The sequence below is a fragment of the Modicisalibacter xianhensis genome (assembly GCF_900113605.1).
Lineage (GTDB): Bacteria > Pseudomonadota > Gammaproteobacteria > Pseudomonadales > Halomonadaceae > Modicisalibacter > Modicisalibacter xianhensis.
In genome coordinates, this window is sequence record NZ_FOPY01000034.1 from 1 (window position 1) to 17,294 (window position 17,294).

General features: G+C 54.0%; 15 protein-coding genes and 3 pseudogenes. 3 read left to right on the forward strand and 15 right to left on the reverse strand.

The features are described 5' to 3' along the window. Positions 1 to 399: 399 nt before the first annotated feature. From BM194_RS20745 to BM194_RS21175, 6 genes and pseudogenes are all read right to left on the reverse strand, one after another. Complete coding sequence (locus tag BM194_RS20745; protein WP_177223480.1) at positions 400 to 567, reverse strand: hypothetical protein; 168 nt, start codon at positions 565 to 567, stop codon at positions 400 to 402. A 115-nt stretch (positions 568 to 682) separates the two neighbouring features. Next, positions 683 to 4,123 carry a plasmid replication protein, CyRepA1 family gene (locus BM194_RS20145; RefSeq protein WP_092850685.1) on the reverse strand — a complete coding sequence of 1,147 codons (3,441 nt, stop codon included), beginning with the start codon at positions 4,121 to 4,123 and terminating at the stop codon, positions 683 to 685. Between the two features lie 587 nt (positions 4,124 to 4,710). Next, complete coding sequence (locus tag BM194_RS20150) at positions 4,711 to 5,025, reverse strand: hypothetical protein (protein WP_092850688.1); 315 nt, start codon at positions 5,023 to 5,025, stop codon at positions 4,711 to 4,713. Positions 5,026 to 5,131: 106 nt separating this feature from the next. Beyond that, positions 5,132 to 5,680, reverse strand: a complete 549-nt coding sequence (locus tag BM194_RS20540) for a hypothetical protein (RefSeq protein ID WP_143097647.1) — start codon at positions 5,678 to 5,680, stop codon at positions 5,132 to 5,134. Continuing rightward, positions 5,658 to 5,873, reverse strand: coding sequence for a hypothetical protein (locus tag BM194_RS20750; protein ID WP_177223481.1), 216 nt, complete (start codon positions 5,871 to 5,873; stop codon positions 5,658 to 5,660). Before BM194_RS20750 ends, BM194_RS20540 begins: the two co-directional genes overlap by 23 nt. A gap of 451 nt (positions 5,874 to 6,324) precedes the next feature. Continuing rightward, positions 6,325 to 6,449 (reverse strand): annotated as a pseudogene (locus BM194_RS21175) (IS3 family transposase); the annotation flags it as partial. A 102-nt stretch (positions 6,450 to 6,551) separates the two neighbouring features. On the opposite strand from BM194_RS21175, the pseudogene BM194_RS20155 reads away from it, so the two are divergent. After that, a pseudogene (locus tag BM194_RS20155) lies at positions 6,552 to 6,926 on the forward strand (IS481 family transposase); the annotation flags it as partial. A 146-nt stretch (positions 6,927 to 7,072) separates the two neighbouring features. Here the strand turns inward: BM194_RS20155 and BM194_RS21180 are convergent. Then, positions 7,073 to 7,627 carry an IS110 family transposase gene (locus tag BM194_RS21180; protein ID WP_092850690.1) on the reverse strand — a complete coding sequence of 185 codons (555 nt, stop codon included), beginning with the start codon at positions 7,625 to 7,627 and terminating at the stop codon, positions 7,073 to 7,075. A gap of 88 nt (positions 7,628 to 7,715) precedes the next feature. Between BM194_RS21180 and BM194_RS20165 the strand changes: the two are divergent. Continuing rightward, positions 7,716 to 7,907, forward strand: a pseudogene (locus BM194_RS20165) (IS30 family transposase); the annotation flags it as partial. A 74-nt stretch (positions 7,908 to 7,981) separates the two neighbouring features. Here BM194_RS20165 and BM194_RS20170 read toward each other — a convergent pair. The 7 genes from BM194_RS20170 to BM194_RS20200 all read right to left on the reverse strand — a co-directional run bounded on the left by BM194_RS20170 (position 7,982) and on the right by BM194_RS20200 (position 15,739). Next, positions 7,982 to 8,773, reverse strand: coding sequence for a GntR family transcriptional regulator (locus BM194_RS20170; protein WP_092850693.1), 792 nt, complete (start codon positions 8,771 to 8,773; stop codon positions 7,982 to 7,984). A gap of 217 nt (positions 8,774 to 8,990) precedes the next feature. Then, positions 8,991 to 10,754 carry a sulfate permease gene (locus BM194_RS20175; RefSeq protein WP_092850695.1) on the reverse strand — a complete coding sequence of 588 codons (1,764 nt, stop codon included), beginning with the start codon at positions 10,752 to 10,754 and terminating at the stop codon, positions 8,991 to 8,993. Positions 10,755 to 10,957: 203 nt separating this feature from the next. After that, positions 10,958 to 11,374, reverse strand: a complete 417-nt coding sequence (locus tag BM194_RS20180; RefSeq protein WP_092850698.1) for an aconitase X swivel domain-containing protein — start codon at positions 11,372 to 11,374, stop codon at positions 10,958 to 10,960. Further along, the gene (locus BM194_RS20185) at positions 11,371 to 12,615 is read right to left on the reverse strand and encodes an aconitase X (RefSeq protein ID WP_092850708.1); all 1,245 of its coding nucleotides are present in this window, start codon (positions 12,613 to 12,615) and stop codon (positions 11,371 to 11,373) included. The genes BM194_RS20180 and BM194_RS20185 overlap by 4 nt, the downstream gene beginning before the upstream one ends. Positions 12,616 to 12,776: 161 nt before the next feature. Then, on the reverse strand, positions 12,777 to 14,129 hold the full coding sequence (locus BM194_RS20190; RefSeq protein WP_092850700.1) for a TRAP transporter large permease: 1,353 nt from the start codon (positions 14,127 to 14,129) through the stop codon (positions 12,777 to 12,779). Positions 14,130 to 14,144: 15 nt separating this feature from the next. After that, positions 14,145 to 14,633: a TRAP transporter small permease gene (locus BM194_RS20195; protein ID WP_177223483.1), complete on the reverse strand. Its 489-nt coding sequence runs from the start codon at positions 14,631 to 14,633 to the stop codon at positions 14,145 to 14,147. A 110-nt stretch (positions 14,634 to 14,743) separates the two neighbouring features. Continuing rightward, the gene (locus BM194_RS20200) at positions 14,744 to 15,739 is read right to left on the reverse strand and encodes a TRAP transporter substrate-binding protein (RefSeq protein WP_092850705.1); all 996 of its coding nucleotides are present in this window, start codon (positions 15,737 to 15,739) and stop codon (positions 14,744 to 14,746) included. Positions 15,740 to 16,467: 728 nt separating this feature from the next. On the opposite strand from BM194_RS20200, the gene BM194_RS20205 reads away from it, so the two are divergent. Further along, the gene (locus tag BM194_RS20205; RefSeq protein ID WP_244891021.1) at positions 16,468 to 17,064 is read left to right on the forward strand and encodes a DUF932 domain-containing protein; all 597 of its coding nucleotides are present in this window, start codon (positions 16,468 to 16,470) and stop codon (positions 17,062 to 17,064) included. Here BM194_RS20205 and BM194_RS20210 read toward each other — a convergent pair. Next, positions 16,974 to 17,294: integrase core domain-containing protein (locus BM194_RS20210; RefSeq protein ID WP_143097649.1), on the reverse strand; the 321-nt coding region annotated here is incomplete at its 5' end. The genes BM194_RS20205 and BM194_RS20210 overlap by 91 nt on opposite strands.

A 17,294-nucleotide genomic window follows, 5' to 3' on the forward strand; every position in this document is an offset into this window, starting at 1 on the left:
GCATCATCAGACGCCGGTCGGTGCAATGAAGCAATGGCAGAAGGACCGGCCCGAATTATTTTGGAAACGCGTAATTAATCATCCGGGCCCCGACAGTTACTTTCTTTTAGAGGTGCGACTCTCTTGAATTTGCTTGCCGCGGTTCCCGTTGGACTTGGCATACTTGATGTTTTGGCCAGATGTGCCTGTGTTGCGGTTCAGTGCATCGGCACGATCATTCAGTTGCTCGCGGGTCTTTTGGCTAGCCATAGATAATCTCCTGTGGGTGTGTGGCAGGAGTCAGGCTATCGCCTCTGGATGCCCTCGGCGAGATCAAAGTTGGCGACACGTTTTTAAATGGCCTGACATGCAACCAATACAAACCACTACTTCTCGGGCCCAAACACTTAGGTAGCTCAATCAGCTCGCGTCGAGTGCTATAAGAAGGTCTTCCTGTATTAGCGCAGCGAGCTCGCTGATTTTATCTGCAATCGAGCGTGTTACTCCGCTTTCACTCGCCAGTAAATAACCTGCAAGCTCGTGGATGGCTTCGGCGCGGTCCTGTTGCAGTTCGACAACTGAGTTCATGATGTGTCCTTCCTTCTTCGGTGGGTTGTAGAAGATGTTTCTAGTTTCACATGTTTCAAGTACGGTTAGCCGATAGCGTTAGCCGGGCGCTGAAAAGCATTGCAAGCATGCAGAATCAAGCATTGGCCTCCCACGGACCATCTTCAGCATTTGTCGGCCACGTCCCTATCCAGGTCGGGGTCTCGGTAGGCACTTTTGACATCGATACGCTCTCCACCTCAACAGGCCATTTAGCCCCCCCTCGGTAGGGTCGCAGGACGCGCCGTGGCTGATCCATCAGATTGATCCGGGCACGCTTCACCGCTCGGCTAAAGGCGGCACGCTCGGCGACCTCCTGCATAGTTAGCTGGTGGGTGCTGGGATTGGCTCGGCTATCGGTCCAATGCTGCATGGTGGCGTAGCTCTCTGGGGTAATCGAATAGACCCAAACACGAGGGTTTCCCTTCTGCCTCATGGATGCCTTGGACGTTTCGGGTGTCACAGTACTGGATGAATCTTCTAAGGTAATTCCATGGTTACTGTGACACCTTACCTGCCTCCCCTTTATGGCTATCCCCATCAGCGCTAGCACTTCCGACACTACGGATACAGGCCGCTCCGGGCGCTCCATAGGCATCAATGTTCCATTCTTATTGGTCTTAAACTTGCCGAACTTGCGAGGCACGATTCCCAGATGGGCTAGCAGATGGCGGTGCTGCATGATGCGATCCACAATCAGGCCGGCAACGTCAGGCGTCAGCCAGCCGGCGGCTTCGGTACCAATACCGTCGAACAGCCAGGCATACCCTCGCGCGCAGGCGGTCAGGTAGCGGCGCATAGTCACGGGCACCTTGGCATCCTCAGCGTCTGGCACAATGCCCCGGAAGGCATCGAAGCGATCCAGTCGGCGGACGGCCCGCCCGTCGTCCCAGAACTCGAGAGCATCCTCGGTCAACGGCTGCCCCTCCAGGCCCAGCGCTTTGCGGATACGATGCGCCTCAAGGGTGAGGTTCTGCAGTTCCCCACGGGGATTGTTGGCGGCGAGGACATTGGCCTCCCATTCACTCAGGATCGGGGCCAACATCAGGGTATCGATATAGCGCTGGTGAGCGCTCTCGCTGGCAACGCGCAGTGCAGCCAGGTGCTCGTTGCACACATCCTGGGCTCGGGCCAGGTGCCATCCTGACGCATTCAGTTGCCATAGCAGTCCCGCCGCGAAGTCAGCCTTGGCGTTCTCGCGGCTGGCGCGAATATCAGCCACTAGGGCATCGAAGTCCGTGACTGGTGCAGCTTTGCCCTCGATCCGAGCGGCGGTCTCGGCGGCCTTCAGGATGGCGTTGGGATGCTGCTGGCCAACGGTGGTGTTAGAAGTCAGGCCGATGACGTATCGCTTGAGGTAACGCACCCGGCGAAGCATTTGAGCAGCGTCTGCCGGGGTGACGCTGTTGCCATTGCCAATAAAGGCGCCCAGCGTAAAGTGTTTGGATATGTCCTTGTGCTCAATGCTGATCCCGCTGGAAATCACAGGTGAAGCAATCACCACTTCATAGGCCAAACACTCAGCTTCGGGGTTGGCCATGAAATCCCGCTGGCGCTTGTTACCGGCATTGTCGGCGTAAATGGCGAGCACACGCAGGCTGGGGTCGTGCTGGGTGAACAGCTCTTCCAGTGCCCGCGCCCGATACTTCGTTTCGCAGGCGATCCAGACGCGTCCATCGTTGGCAAGCTCTTTCAGGCATTCACCAATGACGTGTGACGGGGCGACATCCTGCCCGTACGCGAAATTGGCCGTAATGCCGAGCTTCGCTGGTGCCAGCATCTCGATGATGCGGAAGGTCTCGCCTGGACGGCACTGCTCAAGGAAGCTCAGTACGCGGTCATTCAAGCCGGCATCGGCTACCACAGCGCACTCGGCAACGGCTACGATCTGGCGCAAGCGATCGTAAACATCGCGATTGGTCGCGTCCCCGGTCCGGCATACCCGGCTCTCCAGAAAGTCCAGCGCCTGAGCAATCTCATCGATGAAAACCATCCGCACTCTGTCAATCAGCGGCGCATGGTCGGGTCGGCAGATGCTTGGCAGGCACGTTGCCAGGGCCTTACTGGTGCCAGCGTCAATATCTCCATAATGGGTCAGAGCCAACCGGGTGGCCATTTCCCTGACCAAGGACCGACGGTGACAAATGCTGAGGAACGCTTGGCCCATGGCGATGGCATGTGCCGCCATGGGCTGGCCAATCTTCTGTGTCTTGCCGGCTGCCATGGGGGCTTTCACCAGAATGACTCCGTGATAATCGCCAGGTGTCAGCGAAGGCAGCTCTGGAACGAGCTCGACACGGTGCCGAGCTTTCCCTTGGGGTGACAGGGAAACAGGCTGCAAGGCGGCAGGTCGGCGGTATTTAGCCGTGATGTAATCAACACGACCCGCGATGCTGTCCAAGGTGGTCGGGTGAATCAACCCGGCAGGAGCATTGGCTTCGATCTGCTGACGCAGATGGGCAATCGATATTCCGGCGGGGGTGGCCATGCTCATTCTGTCCATGATGGCACGCGCGATGCTGGCCGCTTCCTCGGGGGTGGTGGCCTTGCCCAGTGTCTTGAGCCAGCCGGCAGGCTTGGCACCCTTAAGAGTGGCCGGCGCCAGCTCCCAGGCATCAAATACCGGCACTTGGGAGACCGGCGCGGCTTCAAAAATTGAGCGGACCGCCTCAATACCCTTGTCGGTGGCCAGATCGTTAAAATCCTTACCGGGCACGGACGGCAGGTAGACAGGCAAGCCGGTTACCAGGGCGGCCTTGTGACCGATGCCGTAGCTTGTAAGGGGCTTCCCGAAACGGTCACTACCCTTCACTGCGTTATCATTATCCGCAGCCACTATATCGCCATCATGGGCCATATGAGCTGCGACATGCTTCAAGTTGCCCGCGTCGAAGGCAACGACGGCCTGCTTGCCCGTAGCTTGCCAAACGGTATAGCCGGTGGCATAACCTTCGCAGAATATGCGGCCTTGACCAGAATCGGCACCGACCAGGGTGTAGCAGCTATGCTTGCGAGCGTCCTTAAGGAAACGCTTTTCTCCGTCAGGCCGTATGGACTGAAGGTTAACCAATCTACCTTCAGGATCAAACATCGGCACTACTAGAGCGCCATTACTGGGATGCTGGCGCAGATTCAGGCCAACGGGATCAATGCCTTTGAGCACGAGATAGAGCTGATTTGTAGAGACGGGTGTGCAGCGACTCCACAGTTTACGCGCATGCTCGGCGCATTCAGCCCAAGTGTATGCTTGCTGTTGCTCACGCTTGACCTTGTCAGCTTTGATACGCTCAACATCGGCAATCGTGGCACGCTCCGCTCCCGAGACACTGAAGGTCTGGTAAAGAGCATAACGATGGCACTTAAACCAGCCGCGCCCAGTGATAGGGTTGAGTAGGTAGGTACCTTGTTTCTTGCCACGCTTGCCGGTGCTGTTGAAGGCATGCTTATTGCCATCAGCCTCGATGGTGTTGGGCGGATTCAGACCCGCGTCGATGATGTTTTGGCGAAATGCCGAGAGCAGGTCGTTATGGCTTTGCACTTTATGTCCTTACCGTTGGCTAGCAAGGAAGCTGCAAAGCAGCGCTTGAGCCAGAGGACAGTACGCCCCTGACCATCGCTCGATGAGCTACAGTATGTTCGGACGTAGTACGGCCCATGGATAGATAAGATGGTGCTATAGTGGAAACTTCAATCTGCTTGGAGTCACCACTGCCCCTTCTACAGAATTGAGGGTGACTACCTGCGTGGCAGGAATCCCCAAAAAGGAAACCGGCCAGGCCGAAGCTCGCCCACAGCCAGCCACCATAAGGCATAGTGGTCATCGAAAAATGCATGCCATAACGGAGGGTGCTAGCACGCTTATTTGAATTCGGGCCCCTACACCCGGCTAACGATTTTTCGCCTGCTCGGAATGAATAGCGATACAGGATAGAGGTGGATAACATCACTGGCCGCCCCCTTTGCTTTTGCGCTGGGCCTTACGGATCAGCCGGCGCGCTTTGCGGTTCGGGACTGTAGCAGGATCGACAGCGCATAAGATCTCTTGGCTAGGGATACCGGCGAAGACGTGGTCGCGCTTTATATTGAATTGCCGAGACCTGAGCAGAGAAAAATCTTCGGAATAACTCATTTCGCTACCCCTTGGATCAGCCTGACCTCTGCTGTGTTGCTGTAGTCCTTGCCAGCTTCTAGCCAGTCGAGTACATCTTTTAAACGATACCTTATGGTACGACCGTGCTTAACAAACCTCAGGGCAGGACGACCCAGCAGGATACCGGTAGTGCGAGATTTGCGAGCGGTCGATGGCTGAGCATTGATCAGGTAGGGAAAAACAGCCTTTTCTGGCAACTCAATTAGTGTAGGGTCACAGCCCTCGCGATAGCGGAGCAAGGCGCTAGTGGCAAGGTCAAGGTCAAGAGGGGATTGTTCGTGGATGTGCATTGGAGCGTCTCCATGTGGTTGGTTGACGCTCCAATTGTGTTAGCAATTTCAATTTTCGTCAGCAAACTGAAATTTCATGAAAATTGCAGTCTTCTTATTCCAAGCCTCATAAATTTTTTCGAGCCGCTTTCATCTCTTTATTAGAGCGGGCAAACAACTTCTCCATATTACCCCGCGTTACTCCTCTAACCCCCTTATTTAGCGACTCAAGACTATTTATAATGACTTCTTGGTCACTTCCGCTTTCTCCTTTCACATATTCCAAAAGTGCCGCAATAATTAAATAATGAGAAGGCTTTGCATCGCTCACATCTAGACTTTCATTTTTACCACTCTCATCATTAGCCTTGCTTGAAAGCCACTGTTTAAAATCAGAAGTTCTTACACAGAAGCTAAAATCCCCAACATAGTACCCAAATAGGCTTGGGCTAAATTCAATGCGCTCACTGAGATCTTTTAATTCCACGTATTCCCAAATGCCTGACCCAGGCTCTCTACACATAAATAAGTGCCCATCGAGATCCCCTCCAACTACAGCCAAAGTAATCTGTCTAAGCCAACCCTCATAGAAGAAATCATCACCACTCTCATCCTTACACATTATCTTTGCTGCTTCTTGTACTTCTAAAAAATCAGAAAAATCGTAATAATTCATTTTTTAACCAAACACTTAAAGTAATTAAATCGAATTTATGATGGTAAAGAACTAATTTTTTCCCATCCAAACGAGCGTCGAGGAAAACTGCTTTACATGGATACACTTGCTGCCACCATCTTATTAATATGGCATGCTGAGGCATGGCGTCCATCCGCTTCCACTGAGCCACCTTGGTCTGGATCAGCTGCATGACAATGTGCTTCTAGCGGCTCTGCTCGATAGTGTTCAGCCGGTTTCATCGGCTCCCTCGTTACCTCCCAGAAAGCTTCATGCCGACAAGGTCTATGATCATCGGCGCTGCCTCCGGTCATGCCGGGCTTGCGGCATCCAGCTCCGTATAAGAGAGGCAAGGCAAAAACTGCCTCGGCTCTTCTCTCTTCACTGGGCTGTACTAAAGTCATTCAAGCTGATTGGTTCAGCTTAGAACTCAGCCCATTCTTCCTCTTGCACTACGGCCTTCTTGATCGGCAGGGCCGGCGTCTTGGCCTTGGGCAGCACGAGGGCTGCGGTCAAACTGCTTTTTACTGACCAGTTCTTCATGTTCTTCTCTTGTCGTCGCTACGGCCGGGGAGTAGCTAAGAGACCGGCCGTAAAGCTTATCGGCAGACAAGACTAAAGATGAAGAATAAACCCCTTTTATCGCGCAGATACTTGCTCTCAGAAACCTCCATGCCGCCGTACTTGGCCTTCCAGCGGTAGAGGATCGGATCCGTGCCAGCACGGCCATCGATACGCCACGTTCATGCGCCTTGAGGATGGTGATGATCTGCTCTTAGGTGTAAGAGGCCGGATGATAGATTAAGCCGTAGGAGCTATCCTCTGCTGGCAGCGCGTGAACTCATTGCTCAATTCATCCAGGAGCAGCGAGATGGATATCAAACTGCATAAGACGGCGACCACCACACCGCGCATCCGCAAGGAGATCCAGCAGGCACCCGCCTCGGTCAGCGATAGCGAACTGGCTCGGCGTTATCATGTCTCGTGTCCCACCATTGCCCGGTGGCGTTACCGCAGCACGCAACATGATCGACCCCACACGCGACATAACCTGCTCGCGACGCTGTCTCCCGTCCAGGAAGAGATCGTGGTGGCTCTGCGCGACTACCTGCGTCTGAGCGTTGATGACTTGCTGGTCGTGGCAAAGGAATTCCTTCACTCCGAACTCTCACGCTCAGCACTGCAACGCCTCTTGAGGCGACGGGGCCTGCCCAGCCTGGCGGCGTTGGAAAAGCAGGAGAGCGCGACTGGCAGGCCCATGCTGGACTGAGCCGTCTCATGGATACCCTCCAGAAACTGCTGCTTCGCCACCTTGCGCCCTACGCTCTCCCAGGCGGCCTCGACAAACGCCTCGCGACTCAGTGCAGTAATGCTGGCCGGTGTGGGGAAACGTCAGCAGGAAATGACAGAACCAGTGGGCCCGGGACGCGCTGAGGTAGCGTTCCATCTCGGGAAAGTACAACGCCAAATAGTGGTTAACCAGGCTGTTATGGCAGCGTGTTCTGGCCCGAGCGATCTGCTGATAGGTATTCGAGATCTCCTGGAGGTCGAAGTACCCCTCACGGAGGAAGGATGCGTCATGCCTTGGGTCAGCAGATACATCAGAACACGCGCATCCTTTCGGTCATGCTTGTCCCATGAGGTATACAGCGCCTCTCGAACCCGAGCCCCTGCCAAGGATGAGGCGAGGTGCACCGGTATTCCCGCCTGTGCCAGCCGATAGGCAAGGGGCCGATGAAAATCCGCCGTGGACTCCAGAACGGCCAATACAGGGGCTTTCTGCTGCTTCAGGAACCGAATCAGGTCGTCGTGCCCAATACGCGTATTGGGTATTTTAAGCGCCTTTTCACGTCCATTGGGCCAGCGAACCAACACATCGTGGTAACGCTTAGCGATATCGATCGCGACACAAACGGTATCTGGCATAAGCTGAGGGGAGGCAGTCATCGTCGGTTTCCTTGTTGTGATGAGGGTCACACAAGGACCTCTTAGGCCACGATGGCTGCCTTTGGCCAGGTCGTTCCGCAGGTACTATGGCTCGGAGTTCGCCGGTCACGAAGCCGTGGCCAAGGCAGTGACCGCAGCGACCTACTTCTGCGATCCCTACTGCTCGGGCCAGCGTGGAACCAACGAGAACACCAATGGCCTGGTACGGCAGTACTTCCCCAAGGGAACGGACTTCCGGCAGATCACCGATGCCGAGTTGCGCAAGGTGCTGCGCTTATTGCTTGAATTCAGGCTTCAATGATGAGCCTTATCGGGAAGCCTGCTCCACTTCTCCTGTGTGACTTTGCTGTCACTCTAAACCCATCTATGGGTGCCAAGGTCTAAGGTTAGGTTATTCGGTGGAATGTAAAAATCTTGGTAATACATTGCTTCGCCTTCAAAAGAATAAGCTACCACATTAAGTATCACAGCATAAGCACTGTCCGGCCATTCACAGTTATCCGTAACCCACTTCGGAACAACCTCAAACCTCATTTTATGTCGGACCTTATGTACCGACATATGGTAGCGCTGGGAAATAAATTTCTTTATGTTCGTTCCATGGAGCTCAGACACTGGCTGATCCACTAATTCGGGAAACCGATCAGCCTGAGCGTAAAAAACATTATAAACCGAGAAAGCTTCATCGATATCCATAATTCTTTCTATTTTAACCAACGCGTGCTCGTCTCCATTGAGCGTTCCTGTCCATGGCCCAGGTTCTCGTGTGACATTCCGGTTGAGTACCCTAGTGCTCACAGGCAGGTATTCTAATTCATCCTCAATTTGGCGCAAAAAACGCATATGCCATGGACCTTGTGCAAGGGGCCGACTAAAACGGGCCACAACTGTACCGCTGCCCCGGCGCCGGTGAACCAGGCCGTCAGCCACAAGGGCACGAAATGCCCTCTGTACCGTGGCGAGACCGCATGGAGTCGCCTTTACCCATTCAGACTCAGTGGCGAGACGAGCCCCAGGGCGCCAGAAGCCCTGAATGATCGCGGTTGTCATAGCTTTACGAAGCTTTTCGTGCTTCGGTAAGCTTTCGTTGGCTGGCCAGAAACGGCGAACAAATTCATCGCAGTCATTTTGATCAATGCCTTGCATAGCTTATATAACGCCTCCTAAGCTTAAAAAACTGATGCTACTACCTTGACCCAGCGCGTTCATAAAAATGCTTTTATATGAGATGAAATATGTAAATAATATCGGATCACAGCCATGGAGCCCAGATTCAACGGAAAACCCCTCGCCCTAAACATCATTCCTAATGCCCCTTCTTTCCAAAAGGATTAGAAAACACCCCAGCATTAACAGGATCACTTTAATCCCTGCTAAATATGCAGCTTTTGCATATTAAGCAATGATGTTTGTTGAGATCATGAGTAATTGCCGCAAGGGCCTCCTCTGGCGTACTGTAGAAATCATCTGGCCCCAGCGCTTCCCAGTAACCGCTTGCGAACAATTCATCTTTGACAGTATTTTTTAGCGCGCAGAACTTTGCCTTTACTCCCTCCGCTTTCAAGCGGGCTATCTCTTGAAGCATCATTTCTGCCCCCGTCATATCAATGAAATTGATGCCGGAACAGACAATGAGAAGGTAATCTCCACGACCCATGGGGGCGCTGAAGTCCTTGAGGGACTGCTGGATATAGTCTGTCGCCCCGAAGAAAATCGACCCATCGATGCGCACGATTTTCATGCGTGGGCAGGTGGCAAGGTTGTACCGGCTCACACTTCGCAGGTCCAGCGCGGGGGCTAAATTCCTCGGTGCCACCTCCATCAGGCGAGGACGTGAGGTCCGCCGCAGGTAAAGAACAAGGGAGAGAATCACTCCCAGATAGATCGCAAACTCCAGTTCGATAACCAATGTAGAAGTGAAAGTGACCAAAAGAATAACGGATTCTTGCCTGTTGTGACGGAGGATGTGCCTAATATGGTGGCTGTCTATCAGGCCCCAGGCGATCAGCAATATGGCCCCCGCCATTGCTGGGAGCGGTAGTAGCGATGTGACCTCCGGTATCAGCAATAGAATGAAGACGAGGGCCAACGCCGCAATTATCGCGGCTACGGGGGTTTGCGCACCCGATTCATAATTCACGCCCGAGCGGGTGAACGAGCCCGAGCCCGCATAGCACGAGAAGAAGCTGGCAACAGTATTGGATAAGCCCTGTCCGATAAACTCTTGATTTCCGTCGATACGCTGGCCGGAGCGCATCGCAATGGCGCGGGCTATGGACACCGCCTCGACCAGCCCCAGAATGGCGACTGCCACCGCCCCGGGGAGCAAGGCATTGATTGTATCGATGGAAAAGTCGGGCACCGCAAAGCCAGGCAGGCCATCCGGTAAACTACCTACCAGCGGAACACCCTGACTTCCCCCATCAATTAGCCAACACAGCAGGCTGCCCACGATCATGCCGAACAACATCGTCGGAAGCCTGGGATTAATACGCTTGAGCAATAGGGTCGACAGCATCGTCGCGAGGGCGATCATTAGCGCGTAGAAATTGGTCTCCCCAAACTGCTGCGCCAGTGCCGTCCAGGTCTGGGTGAATGATGAGTTGGTAGGCACTGGCAGGCCTAGGACATATTTCATCTGGCTGCTGGCGATCAGCACGGCAGCGCCGGCAGTGAAGCCAATCACAACCGTATGGGAGATGAAGTTTACCAAGGTGCCCAGCCGCGCGAAGCCGAGCCCAAGCTGAACAAGTCCGGTCAGAAACGTTAGCGTCAGAACGGCGGGAATGAACTCCGATGAGTCCGGTGGAAATACATTGCTAACGACACTCAGAACAACGATGGATATCGCTGCAGTCGGGCCGGAGACAAGATGCAGGGAGGAGCCAAATAAGCCGGCAATCACAGGGGTAACAATAGCTGTGTACAGCCCATACTCTGGTGGCAAGCCGGCAATAAGGGCATAAGCTACACCTTGGGGAAGCACAATGACAGCTCCCGTCAAGCCAGCCAGGAAGTCTGCAGCCAATGAGCGTCGGGTCAAGCTCCGCCCCCAAACAAGAAACGGGAGCCAGCGCGTTAAGAAAGTGTACTGCCCTTGAGTGAAACGACTGCCTGATCCTTTCAATTATGCCTCCAGGGGATGCTAAAACAGCCATTGATCCATTCCGGCTCTAATGTCAGCGCCAACAGGCGTTGTCGGGCATGGCTACTTCAGCTATCCCCTCGCTTCGTTTCTCTGTCTTTCGCACTACTGCATAGCGAATGCGCTCAGCCAAGAAGCGATTCGGAGGCGCCGGGCTTCCGCCGCGGCGCCTACCCTACGCGGTATTACGCTTCAGGGAGAATGGATACCAGCCCTAGCTCAGGATCTACGACAACCTGATCGCCAGTCTTTATGAGAGTGGTGATATCGCCATCTTCAAACCGATCACACAGAGTCATATCGGCCAAGGCTGCGCCCTGGACAAGGATAGTGTTCGCGCTGTTGAACAGGATGGCCTTCGGCGCGATGCCACGCGCTTTCATTTCATGCAGCATCCAGGCGGATGCGACCCCGCCTTTTGCGGTGTTGAGTACAAGAATCTTATCGACATAGGATTGCCCCACCAGTTTATGGGCGGGCCGGGAAAAAATGCCTTTGATCCGATCGAGGTCGTATCGAGCCGAGAAGTTATCATTGGCAACCAGTGCTTCACCCTGAACTTTGCTTCCGGTCCCCTTGTGGCATTTCAATTCGGTCTTCATACGATCTCTCCTGCAATAGCTGAGTCGATACACACTTCCATACTGGCCAGTGCGGGCTGATACCCGTATCCGCTGATAATGTTAACGATTTTTGCCGAATTGCTGAGCAGGCTCTTCCAGTTGTTCGCTTCGCCGAGCTCGCGGGCGTATTGGTTGTAAAAACAAGTGCCTCTCAGCACTTTTGCACCAGAGGCTTCAATTCGATCGGTGAGGCCCATCCGGTCGCAGTCCGCCGCGACCCCCGGTGAGGTGCATACAATCAGTGAGGTATCCTTATGAATCCGTTTGCCACTGATGAGATCGGCGACCTGGCTCATTTCGACGAGCGATAGCTGAGGCGCCGCGAACACGACCACATCAACTTTGTCCCCCTTGGCCCCAAAGTCACCCTGGAATGCCTCCAGGTCCTTACGGGTGATGTCCTGAGCGTCGGGTATGATGTCGCCGCAGACATCGTCTAACGTCTGGGCCTCCGGGGTGATGCCAACCAAATGGAAGAGAGGTGTAGAGCCAAAGCTGGCCATCGCCGCCCCGAAGTGTTTCAACTGGTCGGACGTGGGGATCATCTGCAGTCCTTCCACAACGGGAACCTCCCAGTAGGAGCCTGACAAGCGGCCTATGAGACCACCTAGAATGCCCCAGTCCGTCAAGCCGACCGGCTGATGGCGGACAACAAAGCGCTTGGTTGCCTTACGGTTCTGATCCAAATGAAGCCCGTAACGGGGCGTTCGACCCGACAAACCTGCAGCCAGTGCGGAGGGGCCGCCTTCAAAATTTGAGCGGGCGCCGAGTACACTGTTGCTATAGATCACCACTCCCGTGTCCCCGAACGCCACATTATCCCCGAGCACGGGAGGCATGACCGTCTGATAGTTAATGCAAGTATCCGTCATCAGGATGCCCAGCTTCTCGCAAGCGGCAATCGTACGGCGCTCAAGCTCCGCCATGGTTTCCGTCTGCCCGAGTTCCTTGTAGTAGCTCAGGTCGACACCCCGAGGATCGGTAATCATCGGTACACTTACGTGCCTCTGCTCTTCCGGATGACTGGCCAGCGATTCCAGAAACTCCACCCCGGCACCCCCCAAGGATTCCGTGTCTCCCATCATGTGAGCTTGAGAAACCGGAACCAGATCCGGCGCGTCGAAAACCTGGCCGACACGCAGCATATGCTCGATGGCCCAGCGCTTGGGTTCGCCCATCTCCCCGGCCAGCATGGCCTTTTCTTCTTTAGTGAGCTTCATTGTTAGAGATCTCCAGTTGATACGGACAGTGCAGCAATAATTGGGTCCATGATCGATTCCCGGCTTGTGAGCCCCTTGGCGCAGAGCTTGGTTCTCATCAGCGGCATTCGGGATGCACTTCGAGTCCATTGCTTGACCTAAGCGCCCAATCAACCTCATGCCTACCTCATGGAACTCGGTAGCCAGAGAACGATCTCGGGGAAGAAATAAACCAAATAGAGCATTGCGATTTGAATCAGCAAAAATGGCGCGGCCCCGCGTGCTAGGGTCCCAAGCTTGATCTTGGATATGCCGTGGATGGTGAAGAGATTGACCCCAATCGGCGGCGAGATTTGTGCAATCTCCATGGCGATACAGGCGAATATGCCGAAGACGATGGGTTCCATCCCCACCTGTATTGCAACTGGCAGAAATATAGGGATAGATATAAGCAGCATAGCGGCGCTTTCAAGAAACATACCCAGCACGATGTAGGCGAGGATCATTAGGGTCACAGCCCCCACCCCACTCGCCGCTTCTATGATGGCTTGGGCGATCGCCTGGGGTACCTGCTCGAACGTCAGGAAATGGGCAAAGTACTGACCGAATACGATGAGCATGACCAGCATTGACGTTGTCGCCGTCGCCATGATGGCGGCATCCTTAAGCTTGGCGAGCGTCAACCGCTTTTGTCCCACGCCAAGTGCGACGACGTATAGCACAGAGAGCGCGCCTACTTCGGTCGGAGTGAAAATGCCGGTGTAAATCGCAGTAATAATGACGACAGGTAAAAGCACGACGCCAATGGTCCGGCGCGTCACAGCGAGCTTCTCCCGGGTGTTATAACTTAAGCTTGGCTGGGGCTGAAGTGCTATGGCTGAAGTAGGAGAACCCATGGTTGCACTCTCGCTCATCCCCGACTTAATTCGTGGCCTCGACAGGAGTACATACAGAACAAAAAGGCTCATCATAATAATGCCGGGAACAACGCCGGCGATAAAAAGCTGGCCTATGGACGTTTCAGTGATTACCCCGTAGAGAATCAACGGAATCGAGGGGGGTATAATGATTCCAAGCGTGCCTCCCCCTGCAACGAACCCGCCTGCCCGGCGCTCGCCGTACCCCTCTTTCACGAGCAGCGGAATGGCCACTAGCCCAACCGTAGCGGCGGTCGCAATGCTGGAACCGGAAATCGCGGCAAAGATACCGCAGGCCGTTATGGTCGCAACGCCCAGCGAATTAGGGACAGAGCCTATCCAGGCTTTGGTCACTTCAAAGAGATCGGCACCCGCGTCTGTACGTTGCATTATGGTACCGGTCAAAATAAACAGGGGTAGCGCAACCAGTTCAAAGATCGATGCTCCTTGCCAACTTGTCTGGATAAACGTGCGGAATACCAGCGAAGGGTCTTCCAGTAGCAGTGAAGCCACAAAGGCAGAGATCCCCATCGCGACAAAGACCGGCACCGTCAGCAACATGAGGAGGAACAGGAGGAAAATCGAGATATATCCCCCCCAATCGTAGAAGAAGTCCATGTTGGGTAACCTCTGTTAGTCTACTTCGGTATGCGGGAGGTCTTCTCTCCCACTCCGGCTGATGGCAACCAGTGTCTGTAGAAACAAGCCAACGCCACCCAAGGGAATGGCGAACTGGGGTATCCACATGGGAATTTCGAGAAGTGAGGCTGAAACCGTATCGTGGGTCCACGAATACCAGGCAAAGTAACTGCCGGATGTAATAATGAGTACTGCAAATAGCAGCACCGAAAAGTGCGCCAGAAGATCGAAGGCGCGGCGGTAGCTGGGAAACAGATCTGCAAGCAGAGTCACACGAAAGTGCGCACCCGATTTAACCGCGAGAACATTACCCAGGAAGCCGAGGAAGATAAAGGAATAAAGAGTCGTTTCAAACACCCAGATAGTTGGGTAGCCGAACGAACGCATCACGGCTTCATATGCGATGGGAATCGATAGAAAAAGCATCAATGCGATGGAAATGTAAGTAAAAACCCGCCCAACGAATTCTGAGATGTGTATCATGCCCTGACTCCATGTGAGAGGCTGGGCAGGACGGTTAGCGTTCCGTCCCTCGCCCATGGCCCTGTTAGGTTTAAGCCAAGCCAGAGAGCGGCTTAGACCTCCGCACCTAATCACTCACTCTCAATCATCTGCACAAGTTCAGCGGGGTATTGCTCCCGGGACTTCTGGGTGAAGGGTTCCAGCGCATTCTCCCAGGTTTCCCACGCCTCACTGCCCGGCTCTACTGCAACGACCTCATTCCCGTGGTTTTTGATCACATCGATAAGACGGCTTTCTTCATCGATGGCGAACTGCTGCATCGAGTCGCGGGCCTCCTGGGCTGACTCCATCACGGTCTTTTGCATTTCAGGAGAAAGCGATTCGAATTTTTCTTTATTCATAACGTAGGCGTGGATCAGCGTGCCTAATACACCGTTGTGATCGAGCAAAAAGTCAGTCACCTCATAATGCTTGAGGCCCACCGCACCACCGAGTCCTCCCATCGCCGCATCGACTGTTCCTCTTTGGAGCCCAGAATAAACGTCGCCAACACCCATAATGGTCGGTGCCGCACCAAGAGCCTGAATCACTTCACCCGCTCCTTTCGAATAGACGCGGACAGACTTGCCCTGAAAGTCGCTCGGGCCATTTATTGGAAAGGTTGCAGAAATTACAGGCGGACCGATATCGAACATTGCCAACAAGACTGCACCCTGTGCCTGAAGCTCTTCATTGAAGTAATCAAAAACCGGATTGCCAGGCTTCAGGTTGTCCCGTGTCCACTGAATGGACTTGGTCCACAACGGAGACGTCAGGATCGAGACCTCAGGAATATGGCCGGACCAGTTGTCCATCGTGGTAAGGGAAACATCAATCGTGCCTTGTGGGATCGCGGTCGCGACGAATTGCTGCTTGACCATTTCGCCACCAGCAAAAGAACGTGTTCGGATCTCGCCCTCGCTCTTCTCCTTAAGAAGCTCTTCAAATTTTGGAACGAATTGACTGACTTGGTAGTGATTCGGGCTACCCCAGGTCGAAATGGTTAGACGCTCTGCGTGTGCCGTTGAAATTCCAGTGATTCCTGCAAGTGCCAGGGCGAGAGACGCAGTTCGGAAAAATCTTGTCATTATCTTTTCCTCACAGAACTATGATTTTTATATGGTTTGTGGCGCGCAGTGGGCTTAGTCTACAGCGACAGGCCCAAAAACTACGTAGTTAATACAGCATAGTTTTACGGGTGTATCAATGCTGCCGAGAAATAATTCAGGAAGAGCACAAAAAGGCAACCTGATTATGCACGTTGATCTGCTATTATTTCGATCTTGGTCACACCTAAATAACTATAAGATTCAATGGGTTAAAACCAGGCCAAACATTTCTTCAAAACCCATATATTTAGGATATGTATTCCTTTTTTTGAGGCCTATATCACGCCTGTGAGCTGAGACCTACCCGAGTTCGTAATTCCATCACAGGAGAACTGTTATCTCCCCGCAGTGCTCGCGCTGTGTCTCGCAGCGTGTGATCAGCCTAGAGACCGCCCGCAAGCTGGGAATAACTGTCGGTGCTTTAGCCGGCTCTCTCAAGGGTGCCTATGTATCGCTCTACTCATCGGGAAGGCTGACCTCAGCGCACTTCCCTCTTAACCGATTGGCAGCGGCTGTCATCGCCGGCGCCAGGGGGAATCGCTGGGGCGGCTGCCGGGAATCGTATATTTCCTACATCTGTTTCCGCCCGGTGAAGGTACTCCGTTGCTCTGCCTTGGCTGTGGCCACAGCTTTCACGTAATGTACTGATCTCTCTTTCCCTTCTACCTGCCGGCGCTCTGCCGGTTTTTTGCGTTTTGGAGTTTCACATGGCACATCTCGTCGAACAAATGGCCTACGTTGGCGATACTCCCTGGCACGGTCTTGGGCAGCAGTTGTCAGCGCATCAACCACTAGAGGTCTGGCAACAGCAGGCCGGCATGAACTGGCATATCGAAGAAACCCCGGTACGGTTCATTGTCGATGCGGCGTCTCATCTGGGCAGCATTCACTCTTTTCCCGAGCAGAAGGTGCTGTTCCGCTCGGATACCCAGGCACCACTATCAGTGGTTTCTCAGCGCTACAAGGTCGTTCAGCCGCAGGAAGTGCTGAAGTTCTACCGGGACCTGACTGAATACGCCGGCTACGAATTGGAAACGGCGGGCGTGCTCAAGGGCGGACGCAAGTTCTGGGCCTTGGCTCGTAGCGGGCTGAGCACCTCACTAAAAGGGAAGGACGAGGTGAGAGGCTATTTGCTGCTGGCCACGTCCTGCGACGGATCGCTTACGACGGTCGCTACCCCGACGACAGTACGCGTGGTCTGCAATTGTAGTGGTCAACTAATCCCGGACAGTGTTTTAAGTTTTTCTTCAGCTAACGCAGGCGGGATCCCTGCATTAAACGCATGGGGCCGCTGGCGATTGTAATAACCCATCAGGTACTCCCCGATGTCCTTCCTGGCAGCGCAGATGCTCGGGTAGCCCAAGGCCGGTATCCATTCACTCTTCAAGCTCCGGAATAGCCTCTCCATAGGCGCATTATCCCAACAGTTTCCCCGTCGGCTCATGCTCTGACTCATGCGGTAACGCCATAATCGTTGGCGAAACAGGCGACTGGCGTATTGGCTACCTTGATCCGTGTGAAATAGCACTCCAGG